The 11,537-nt window shown below is 48.7% G+C and carries 8 protein-coding genes; 4 read left to right on the plus strand and 4 right to left on the minus strand.

Features of this window, described 5'->3' with window-relative positions:
• Positions 1–9 precede the first annotated feature (9 nt).
• Positions 10–1,167: an iron-containing alcohol dehydrogenase gene (locus FCN51_RS25315; protein WP_310256708.1), complete on the minus strand. Its 1,158-nt coding sequence runs from the start codon at positions 1,165–1,167 to the stop codon at positions 10–12.
• Between the two features lie 164 nt (positions 1,168–1,331).
• Between FCN51_RS25315 and FCN51_RS25320 the strand changes: the two genes are divergently transcribed.
• Positions 1,332–2,228, plus strand: coding sequence for a LysR family transcriptional regulator (locus FCN51_RS25320; RefSeq protein WP_310256711.1), 897 nt, complete (start codon positions 1,332–1,334; stop codon positions 2,226–2,228).
• Positions 2,229–2,233: 5 nt separating this feature from the next.
• Here the strand turns inward: FCN51_RS25320 and FCN51_RS25325 are convergent, their stop codons facing one another.
• From FCN51_RS25325 to araD, 3 genes are all read right to left on the minus strand, one after another.
• On the minus strand, positions 2,234–4,123 hold the full coding sequence (locus tag FCN51_RS25325; RefSeq protein ID WP_310256714.1) for an N-acyl-D-amino-acid deacylase family protein: 1,890 nt from the start codon (positions 4,121–4,123) through the stop codon (positions 2,234–2,236).
• Positions 4,124–4,352: 229 nt separating this feature from the next.
• Positions 4,353–5,177, minus strand: coding sequence for an HpcH/HpaI aldolase family protein (locus FCN51_RS25330; protein ID WP_310256716.1), 825 nt, complete (start codon positions 5,175–5,177; stop codon positions 4,353–4,355).
• Positions 5,178–5,229: 52 nt separating this feature from the next.
• Positions 5,230–7,017, minus strand: a complete 1,788-nt coding sequence (gene araD, locus FCN51_RS25335) for an L-arabinonate dehydratase (RefSeq protein ID WP_310256719.1) — start codon at positions 7,015–7,017, stop codon at positions 5,230–5,232.
• Positions 7,018–7,144: 127 nt separating this feature from the next.
• Here araD and FCN51_RS25340 point away from each other — a divergent pair, with 127 nt between their 5' ends.
• From FCN51_RS25340 to FCN51_RS25350, 3 genes are all read left to right on the plus strand, one after another.
• Positions 7,145–8,053, plus strand: a complete 909-nt coding sequence (locus FCN51_RS25340; RefSeq protein WP_310256723.1) for a LysR substrate-binding domain-containing protein — start codon at positions 7,145–7,147, stop codon at positions 8,051–8,053.
• 154 nt (positions 8,054–8,207) lie between these two features.
• On the plus strand, positions 8,208–9,575 hold the full coding sequence (locus tag FCN51_RS25345) for an MFS transporter (RefSeq protein WP_310256726.1): 1,368 nt from the start codon (positions 8,208–8,210) through the stop codon (positions 9,573–9,575).
• A gap of 95 nt (positions 9,576–9,670) precedes the next feature.
• Complete coding sequence (locus FCN51_RS25350) at positions 9,671–11,506, plus strand: alginate export family protein (RefSeq protein ID WP_259330866.1); 1,836 nt, start codon at positions 9,671–9,673, stop codon at positions 11,504–11,506.
• Positions 11,507–11,537: the final 31 nt, after the last annotated feature.

An 11,537-nucleotide genomic window follows, 5' to 3' on the forward strand; every position in this document is an offset into this window, starting at 1 on the left:
TGGTTGTGTTCAGGCCCAGACCTTTTGGTACAGAGCAATAATGTCCTCTTCCGTAGGTATGCGTGGGTTGTTATCTGGTGATCCTGAAGCCAAGGCCTGTTCTGCCATAAGAGGCAGCAAAGTGTTCCAGCGGGCTTCTTCCAGTCCGTAGGTAGATGGGGTGGGCACATCCAGTTCATGGTTGCGTTCGCGCAGGGCTGTAACCAACGCTGCGCAGGCTGCACTGTCGTCCATACCAGATGGGGCAATACCCATCACACGGGCACAGGTTGCATAACGTGCCTGTGCACCCGCCACAGACCACGCCGTGATTTCAGGCAACAGCATGGCGTTGGAAAGCCCATGAGCCACATGAAAATGTGCACCAATAGGGCGGCTCATACCGTGTACAAGGGCAACGGATGCATTGGAAAATGCCATTCCGGCTTCAAATGCACCCTGCATGACCTGTTCACGCGCTGTTTTGTTGGAGGGTTCGGCACATGCAATGGGGAGAGCATGCCAGATACGTTTCATGGCAGAAAGTGCCAGGGCATCTGTAAATGGAGAGGCCCGTTTGGAAACATAGGCCTCAATCGCATGAGTTAAGGCATCTATGCCGGTATCTGCCGTTAAACGGCGTGGCATGGTTAAAGTAAGTTCGTAGTCAACAATGGCAATGTGCGGTAGGTAGGCATAACCTGCGCACAGCATTTTCTCATCTGTTTTTTCATCTGTAATCACGGTTACACGTGTGGCTTCTGAGCCCGTACCCGCAGTGGTGGGAATGGCAATAATGGGCAGGCCTACTTCATCTTGCACATGCGGCACTTTTAGTTGCGCGGGAGATCCCCCATGTTTTGCCAGAACGGCTACCATTTTGGCCGTGTCTATCGGGCTGCCACCACCTAGGCCAATTACACAATCATATGTCTGGCTTTTTAGCGCTGTAAGCGCGGTCTCTACAGAGGTAACGGTAGGGTCTGGCACGGCATCCTGAAATGCACCAGATTGGAAACCGGCATTTTCAAGCAGTGTTTGCACTCGACCGAGCAGACCAGTTTTTACCATGAAATTATCTGTAATAATAAACGGTTTAGAAAGGCCTGCCTGCTTTAGCGCTGCAGGAAGTTCGTTTAATGCCCCTCCACCAATACGTATCAAAGAGGGCAGATAAAGTGCTGTCATAGCCTTATCTCCTGGGAAAGGTTCTGGCACGGGCCGTTCCTTTCCTGATGTTGTTCTTGCCTGAATATTCAACGCGCAAAAACCCTCACAAGAAAATCAGGAGATTTCGCTCAAGAGCTGTGCAATCCTGCACAATACCAGAAAAAACAGAGATATTTTACCTCATGAAACGCACCCTGGACTGGAGAAATCTGCAGTTTTTTGTGGCAGTCGCACGGTCTGGTTCTTTATCGGAAGCGGGGCGGTTGCTTGGGGTTGATCACGCAACTGTGGGGCGGCACATCGTTGCTTTGGAAAGATCGGTGGGGAAAATTCTGTTTGAGCGGCATCCACGAGGCTATGCGCTGACCCGCTATGGTGAAGATTTGTTCGTTACAGCAGAGGCCATGGACCGTGAGGCCACGCAGGTGGAAGCCAGTAGCCCTGCCCATGGCTTGACTGGCACCGTGCGTATTAGTGCTTTGGAAGGGGTTGCCAATTTCTTTCTGGCATCACGCATTGGCCCGCTATTGGCAGATAATCCTGCCCTTACAGTTGAAATTCTTACAATCCAGCAGATAATTGCGCTTTCTCGCAGGCAGGCAGATATTGCTATTACCGTTACACCTGCAGTTGATGATCGGTTTTTGTGTGAAAAACTGACGCCGTATTACCTATGTGTTTATGCAACGCATGAGTATTTAGCGCGTGAACCAGCGATAAAAAAACGTGAGGATTTTTCATCTCACTTGTTTTCCGGCTACGTGGATGAAATGATTTTCATGCGTGAACTGGATTATCTGGAAGATCTGGGGGTTTCCCGCAAAATGGTACGGATTCAGAATTCCAGCGTACAAGCGCAGATGGAAGCAGCGTGTTCTGGTTTGTGTATGGCAGTTTTACCAACTTTTGTTGCAGCCACGCGGCCGGAACTGGTGCCTGTATTACCCGAAGAAACACGGCTTGAGCGCCACTATTGGCTAATTACACGCGCAGAAGAACAGAAAACCCCACGTATAGACAGGGTATGTGATTTTATACGGGAAGAAGTATTAAAAAACGTGCAGTTGTTCAATTTGTAGCTGCATTACATTTTGCCCTGTTCCAATGGATGATCTTTTGCTCTGATAACCCTGCCAGATGCAGTTTTTCCAAAATCTTCGGAATAAATGCCGTTATCCCATACCATCTTTCCGCCGATAATGACGTTTCGCACAACTGCATCGGGACGATTAACAATCTGCCTGCATCCGAATTGGCTGCGATGTATGAAATGATAGGTTTTTTCAGGATCCCACTTTTCAAGAGCTACAGGGTCAATAATGCAAAGGTCGGCCTGCGCACCGAGGCGTACTAATCCTGCATTGATCCCAAAGAATTTCGCTGGGAGTTCTGTCAGGCGATGAACCATCCGAGAGACCTGTTGTAATCCTTCTTGCTGTGCAATTTTTAATGCACGTAGGTTTCCATCATAAAAACCAATATTGGCAAGGTGTGCACCGCTATCGTTAAAACCCGGTAGCGTCTGCTTATGGAACAAGAGCTTTGTAAGTGTTTTGGCATTGCGGTTTGCAAAGGTTGTTTCCCAACGCAAATCCGTATCCCATGCTTGCATTAAATGTAGGAAAAATGCCGCATCATCTTTGATAGGGTTGGGAAAACTTGAGAAAAAGGTCGTTTCTTCATCATAAAGAGAGGGATTATGAGAACTTGAGGTCTGATACTTAAGAAGCCTACGATAAGGGGCTTCCAGCGTTTCTCCAACCCAACTGGCTAACGGACACTCTGCTACAATCATATCGTCTAGCTGGCGGGTGAGTACAACATCCTCTAGACGCAGCCGCCGTAATATACTGGCAAGAGACCAGCCCTTTTTCCCCTTGAGCCACATTTTTCGGAATGCTTTGACCCATTGAGGGTTGTTTAGAATACGAGCGCGACCTGAGCGATCATCCAGTTCCAATTCATTGAGAACTCGAAATTCTGGCACTTCATCTGCAATGGGGTTGATGGCACCATCGCTCCAGATACGAAAAGAAGATGACAAGGCCTGAAAGCGCAACTGTCCTTTCAACATTCGGGAATTCAGAATTGCAGAGAGAAGCAGGCAAAGATACATGGCAACGCGATTGGTTTGCAGGTCAATCGACGCCAATACTGTTGTTTTGAGCGGATGCTTGTAAAGGCGTCCGCTGGTCAGCATAAAACTGCGTACAGCAGTAAAAATATTGTCTTTGGGAGGAGTGGCCTGCCAAACGCGATTATAACGCCGCACAATGTTTGTAAGCCGCGATAATTCTGGAAAGCCAGCATATTGTGTTGGGATTTTTTTCTTTTTGTTTGGTGAGTTGGCAAGGAAATGGAAAGGCAATGCATCGGTTGAGAACCCCGCATAACCTTGAGACATACCCGCTTCCAGAAGTTGCTCCATACGGGCAAGTTCCCGCCTTGTTGGCTTTCTGCTTATAGAGGCAGCTAACCCCATAACCTCAATCCGAAGCATGGAGTGAGGTATCAGTGGCACTACATTAGGCCCTAGAGGCAGGCTTTCCAGATGATGAAGATAGCCCTGTGAATCTGACCATGTGCAGCTATCAGCAACCCGGCTGAGAACAGACTTTGGCATGTTCTCAACCCGTGCAAAGCAATCAACAATAGGGTCTTCGCCATTGCGGCGCTGGTGACCATACGTTACGCCAATAGAGCAGTTGCTTATAACAACAGTTGTGGTTCCATGGCGCACCACTTCAGGTAATTCAGGAGCGAGTTCGAGTTCCAGATCAAGATGTGTATGAATATCCAGCAATCCTGGCATAAGCCATAAACCCTGGCAGTCTATCTCGGTAGCACCATGTATGCCGTCAAGCTGACTGCCGATTGCCGTAATTTTACCATCGGTAATGGCAACATCTGCGATGATGGGGAATTTTCCGGAGCCATCAAACAAAATGCTGTTTCGGCAAATAATATCAGCCATATATATCTCCGAAAGCGGTGCAGGGAGACATGAAAAACATCCGATGGCCGTTCTCCAACTGCCACTTATTTAATAACAACAGATTTGAAGAATATTGGTTTCTGAATAGATGAATTTATATGCAAAAACAGATTATTTATAATATATGCGGATAAATAACATTAAATTTTATACGTTATTGAGCGAAGCAGATAAGAGAAGGGCGAATATTGATAAAATATTTGTACAGTTAGTATCCTGTCGCATTGCCTGTAGTAAGGCTTATATGTGTGTCACCAACGCATTTGCGAAATTCAACAACAGAATTCTGTGCGGCTTGAGCAAGTAGGCGCACATCGTTGGATACTGTTACCAGGTCAGCACCCCAGCTTACGCCCTGTGCAGCATAAGCAGCGGAGCCATTATGTAACCCCAAGCGAATACCTGCCTTATGTGCTGCAGTGATAATGCGTTTTATGGCTTCGACCATTTCAGGTTCTTCACGGTCAAACCCTGTGCGATAGCGTTTTCCGGTAAGGCCTAACGTAAGATCTGCCGGGCCGATATAAACACCATCCAGACCAGGCGTACTTACAATTTCATCTAAATTGGCCATGGCTTCAGCAGTTTCAATCATGGCAAAACACACTACTTCATCATCGGCAAATGTGGCGTAGTCACTACCAAGTGCAAAGTTGGCTCGTGTAGGGCCAAAGCTACGCGTGCCATTAGGGGGATATCTTACGTAGGATACCAAGCGTTCTGCATCTGCCCGGGTGTTAATCATTGGGCAGATAACCCCCCATGCACCGGCATCCAGAATTTTCATAATAGAACCAGCATCCAGCCAGCTTGCCCGCGCTAGCGTTGCAACGCCCGATGCCCTTACGGCCTGAAGCATAGGAAGCATGCCGGTGTAATCAACAGCCCCGTGCTGTAAGTCTATAGTGATACAATCATAACCAGCAGAGGCCATGATTTCAGCAGAGAAGGGGCTGCTGATAGAGAGCCAGCCATTCAGCACGGCACGTCCTTCTGCCCAAATACGGCGTATGGGGTTTTTATGGGGGCTCATAGTTATGCTTCCATCACTGCTTGTTTTTGGCATGTGCGTACGGCGTTAGGGGTTAGTAAATAACGGGTTCGGAAACAGGGGGGCCAAAATCTGTTTGCAGGAAATCGAAGTCACACCCTTTATCCGCTTGAACAATATGGTGAGCTGCCATCCAGCCATATCCGCGTCCATAACGGGCAGGAGGGGCTTTCCATGCCTTTCTGCGGCGTTCCATTTCCTCTTCAGAAATCTCTACGGAGACAGAGCGTGCTTCTACGTCTACTGAAATAATATCGCCCGTTTTAAGCAGTGCCAGCGGGCCGCCAATGTAAGCCTCTGGCGCGACATGAAGAATGCAGGCCCCATAACTTGTGCCGCTCATCCGTGCATCAGAAAGGCGTAGCATATCCCTCACACCCTGTTTGATGAGCTTTTTGGGGATCGGCAGCATTCCCCATTCAGGCATGCCGGGTCCGCCTAAAGGCCCTGCATTGCGTAATACGAGAACATGATTTTCTGTTACGTCCAGATTTTCATCATCAATGGCTTTTTTCATAGATGGATAATCATCGAAGACGAGGGCGGGGCCGCTATGTTTGTGGAATTTTGGATCACAACATGCGGGTTTCATCACACAGCCATCTGGTGCGATATTTCCGCGCAGAACCGTTAAGGCGCCACCGGCTTCACCAGTAAACATTGGCTTATCAAGCGGGCGAATAACATCATCATTATATACTTCTGCGTTTGCGGTGTTCTCGCCAATGGTTTTTCCCGTAACAGTCAGGCAGGAGATATCCAGGAAATTCGAAATGCGCTTTATCAGGGCAGCAAGCCCACCGGCATAATAAAAATCTTCCATCAAATAGGTTGTGCCGGTAGGGCGGACATTGGCAATAACGGGCACTATGCGGCTGGATCGGTCAAAATCATCAAGGCTGATATCAATGCCAGCACGGCGTGCCATGGCAATAACGTGAATGATGGCATTGGTTGAACAACCCATGGCCATAGCTACGGCAATGGCGTTCAGAAATGCGGCGCGCGTTAGAATTTTTGAGGGTTTCAGGTCTTCCCAAACCATTTCCACAATGCGACGGCCAGAACTCTTAGCCATGCGAATATGATTGGAATCCACAGCAGGAATAGAACTTGCTCCAGGTAGTGACAGGCCAAGGGCCTCGGCAATAGCTGTCATGGTGCTGGCGGTGCCCATGGTCATGCAGGTGCCTGCACTTCGGGCTATGCCTTCTTCAACGCCTTGCCAGTCTTCCTGTGTAATTTTACCTGCGCGCAGTTCATCCCAGTATTTCCATGAATCCGCGCCAGACCCCAGCAACTTTCCGTGCCAGTTGCCTCGTAACATTGGGCCAGCCGGAACATAAATTGCCGGGATATCCATACTAATTGCGCCGAGCAGCAAACCGGGGGTGGTTTTGTCACACCCGCCCATAAGTACTGCGCCATCTGCGGGATAGGCACGGAGCAATTCTTCCGCTTCCATTGCCAACATGTTGCGATACAACATGGTTGTTGGCTTCATGAAATTTTCAGATAGAGAAATGACCGGAAGCTCCATGGGAAAGCCTCCAGCTTCTAGAATACCGTGCTTTACATCCTCAACCCTCTGTCGGAAGTGCATATGGCAAGGGTTTATGTCTGACCACGTATTGAGAATGGCAATAACAGGTTTGCCTTCCCAATCTTTGGCATCATAACCCATCTGCATGGCACGAGAGCGATGCCCGAAGCTTCGCAAATCAGCCGGGCCAAACCAACGTTCACTCCGCAGCTTGCGTCTGCCTGCTTGCTCCGGGGTTACGGCAGCAGAGCTGATTCTGTCATCTTCCGTCATGCGCATGCTTCCTTATTGTTGATCTTGATGCCCATTGTGCTGGCGCGACAGGTATTTATTGTCGCAGTTAGGGCGCGCAGATCTCGGAATGTCCAGATTAGATACGGCATGGATTGAGACAGGATTGATATTGATGCTTCAGCTCACACAGGTTCGGTGCTTCGTAGCTGTTGCGGAAGAGCTTCATTTTGGGCGAGCTGCCGCGCGTCTGAACATGACGCAACCGCCACTTAGCCGACAAATCCAGCTTCTGGAGCATTCCTTGGGTGTTGAGTTACTGGAGCGTACCAGCCGCGTGGTAAGATTAACCCAAGCAGGTTCTGTCTTTTTGAAAGAAGGGCGGCGATTATTACGAAATGCCGAAGATGCAGCCCTGGCTACACGCCGTGCAGGACGCGGCGCATTGGGGCAGATTGCCATAGGTTTTACGCCCGGCTGTAGTTATGATTTTTTGCCACGCCTGATTGCGGCTTTGCGTCACCATTACCCTGATGTTGAGCTTATGCTTGAAGAAATGATTACGCGGGATCAGCTTTCAGCCCTTGCATCACGCCGGATTGATGTTGGTTTTATCCGCCCCCATTTTGATGCACCCGATATCGAACGACGCCGCATTATCAAGGAGCCTATGTTAGCGGCCATTCCTGAAGATCACCCGCTGGCTTTGCTGGATGTTATTATGCCTTCAGATTTGGAGGGACAGGAGATGATTATGTATTCTGTGCTCGGAGGGGGGTATTTTCACGACCTTGTGCACAGGCTTCTCATCAGCTCTGGTATCCAGCCCAAACTGATCCATCACCTGACGCAAATTCATGCCGTCATGTCTCTTGTTAAAACAGGCATGGGGGTGGCTTTGGTGCCCCAGTCAGCCTCGCGTTTGGGAATCAGCCGTGTGGTTTATCGGGAGCTTGGCTTTGGCAAGGACATATCTGCCGAACTTTTTATGGCATTCCGCTCTGATGATTCGAGCTTGGCTTTAGGCAATATCACCAACGTGGTGACGCATCTTGTTGAGGGGCAAGAACCCTCATCTTTCTAAACGATGCATGCCTTGTATTGATTTATTTACAGATTGTTTTTGACGTCTCCCCTGCATGAAGCGTTGTGTTTTGCTCAGGATAGTAGCGTTCCGACATGCCCTCAGCCGAAATTGGTGCTGAGTGTTCCGGACCTGCATCAAGGGAGGATACAGCGTGAATATAACAAAAGGGTCGTTAGAAACCCCACCTGCCGGATTCCCATCAGATATCGCCCGCAGTGAGCGGCGTACTGTGGTGCGTTACTTTGTTCTCGCATTTCTGTTTACCATCACCGCAATTAACTATGGTGATCGCGCAACACTGGGCATTGCAAGATCAAGCATTTCAGCAGATCTGGGCCTTAGCCCTGTTTCTATGGGGTATATTTTTTCTGCCTTTGGTTGGGCCTATGTGCTTAATCAGGTTCCTGGTGGGTGGTTGCTGGATCGTTATGGCTCCATCCGTGTATATGGTGGCAGCCTTTTGGCGTGGTCGCTTTGTACATTGGCCATTGCGGGTACCGGGCATGTGCCAAACAGTTGGGCATTTCCGGTATTATTCCTTCTATGGGCAGGGCTTGGGCTGGTGGAAGCTCCAGCATTCCCGGCCAATAGCCGTATTACATCAAGCTGGTTTCCTACAGCCGAAAGAGGGCTGGCAACATCCATCTTTAATTCGGCGCAATATGTTGCCGTTGCCTTCTTTGCACCTTTGATGGGATGGGTTACGCAGCGCCTGGGTTGGGAATACATCTTTGCCATGATGGGCCTTTTGGGCGTGCTGCTGGCCATACTCTGGCTTGTAACAATGCGGCCGCCTGCAAAGCATCCAGCCGTAAGCAATGCGGAGCTGACCTATATTCGGGAAGGGGGCGCACTTGTTGATATTGATGATAGAACCAAACAGACGAAACAAAAACTGACCGGCAAACAAATTCAGTTTATGCTAACTGACCGCACCTTGTTAGGTGTTTACGGTGGGCAGTATTGCATTAACGTTATTCTCTACTTCTTTCTAACATGGTTTCCATCCTATCTCCATCAGGCTCGCGGGTTGTCTCTTACCCAAACCGGTTTTGCAGCAAGTGTGCCAGCCTTATGTGGTTTGCTGGGGGCCATTATTGGAGGAGCCATGTCAGACAGACTGCTCCGTGCTGGGCGCTCGGCAAGCTTTGCTCGTAAAGCACCTTTTGTTATCGGTATGGGGCTGGCTTCAACCCTTTGTTTCTGTAATTTTGTTCAGTCACCACTTGTGATTGTTGCAATCATGTCGCTTGCTTTCTTTGGTAAAGGCGTGGCAGCAATTGGTTGGGCAGTTATTTCTGATATTGCCCCAAAGGAAGTGCCTGGTCTGGCGGCCGGAATTTTTAATGGCATCGGGAATGTTGCCGGTATCGTAACGCCAATTGCTATCGGCTACATTGTAGCACTTACGGCTTCTTATAACGGTGCATTACTGTTTGTTGCTGTGCATTGCTTGATAGCAATTCTGCTTTATCTGTTTGTTGTTGGAAAAATCCGACGTCTCATCTTGCCTGCCTAAAATAATACTCACAAAGCTTTCCCTTTCATGACTAAATTTATGTGCAAAGGGAAGGCGCATCTTGTCGACAAAAACAAAAATATAAGGATGTCGTCATGAGTGGTCGAGGAATCTTCTTTCGTGCTGGAAAGCTTTCCTATTTTACACCAGCAGTGTCCTTTCCTTGGGTGTTTTTTGCACCTTTTTGCCTCATCATAGGTGAGAGGTGTAGTTTGTTTCTTGATAGTGCTCTGGCAGAGACATCTCCCCCCAGCACACAACTTCTTCCCGCTGAAACACCAAAGGCCGAGGTTGCAAAACCAGTTGGCAGGAAAAGCAATTCCACATCTTCGAATGCTATTTCAAAGAACAAGGCTGCGTTATCACAGAACAGTCAAAACTCTGCTACTTCGCCTCGTAAACTGACGAAAAATCAATTACTGCCACCACTCACGTCTCGTCCTGAACTGTATGGGCAACCAGAAGCATTAGGGCTACATCCGTTACCTAGTGCCTTGCTACATCAAGGCCCGTGGGGTGTATTCAACACCAATTCCGGTGCCGCAGCGGGTTTTGGAACAGTTGCATACTATGCGGTCGCGCGATGGGCCGAAGATTGGTCGAACCTGCGCGATAAACGCAATCATATTGATGCAATGGATGCATTAAAATATATTCCCTTCAATGATCAAGGGGATATTTACCTTTCACTGAGTGGCAATTTCCGCCACCACGGTTTTTATGATCAGAACGCAGGATTGGGGGCTACAAAACGTTCTCCATCTTATCGCTCCAACTTACGTTTCAACCTTGGCGCAGATCTGCATTTAACAGAGCACGTTCGCCTTTATGGTGAATTGATGAGTGGTGAGGCTGGAGGGATCAATTATTATGGGTATACTGGCCGTTGGCGTAGTAAAATTGATCTACACCAAGCTTTTTTGGAAATAAAAGGGCGGATACTTGGCGCAAGAACCGGTGTTATGATTGGCCGTTATAAGTTTCTTGATGCGCCGGCCTATTTTACGGGCGGAAGCGTATATCCATCTATCCCGTTTTCCTGGAACGGTGTGAGAGGATATGCTTTTTGGAAGCGGTTTCGGGTTGATGTTTTCGATCTCACGCAGACGAATGAACTACCTCTTAAACCGTTTGCAGATACAGTCGGGTGGCGGAACCGGCTTTTTGGGGCCTACACGTCTTACGCTGTGCCCGAATTTCGTTTTTTAGATAAAAAAAGCCAAATTTTTGCAGATGCCTTCTATCTTGGCTTTATTGTTGATGATAGTTCTCTGGCTGCAGCGCACGGAAATACAACAGGTTCGACGCACCGTGATACACCTGGCACGCGTATCTGGGGAAATGCAGGCCCGATTGAGTTTTCCGTTGGGGGCATGTGGCAGGGGGGCACGTTCAAGCAGGCAAATAATGGGCCATCCCGTGGTGTGAATGCGTGGTCTGTTAACGCTCAGGTATCATGGCGCTTTAGCCGTTGGTGGGGAAAGCCATCATTTGGTGTACAGTTTGATGATGTTTCGGGTGGAGATTACCGCACAAGCTCTACCAGCACATGGGGCGGATTTCTCTCTCCTTACTCACCATCTGCCTCTTATCTTGATTTAAGCACCTATTTTAACATGCAGAACGTTATCAGTGCAGGCCCGCTTGTAACACTCACCCCCACCAGCAATACATCGCTGCAGCTAAAATCCCCTGTCATGTGGCGTAACAGTGCTTACGATGGCATATACCCACAATCTACAGTTGCCTTTCCATATCGCCCACATGGGCATTATACGGGAACACTGCCTCAGGCGAGTTTTAACTGGCGTCCCACACGGCATGTAAGCTTTAGCTTAGAAGGGGAATACGTTTTTCTTGGTCGCAACGTAAGACATTCAGGGGCGGCACAGGGGGCTTATGTTCAAAGTAACCTGGAACTAACATTTTAAAAATATATATCAAAGGAAAGTATGTATTAGA

It is taken from the genome of Acetobacter pasteurianus, from assembly GCF_009914215.2.
GTDB classification, from domain to species: domain Bacteria; phylum Pseudomonadota; class Alphaproteobacteria; order Acetobacterales; family Acetobacteraceae; genus Acetobacter; species Acetobacter pasteurianus.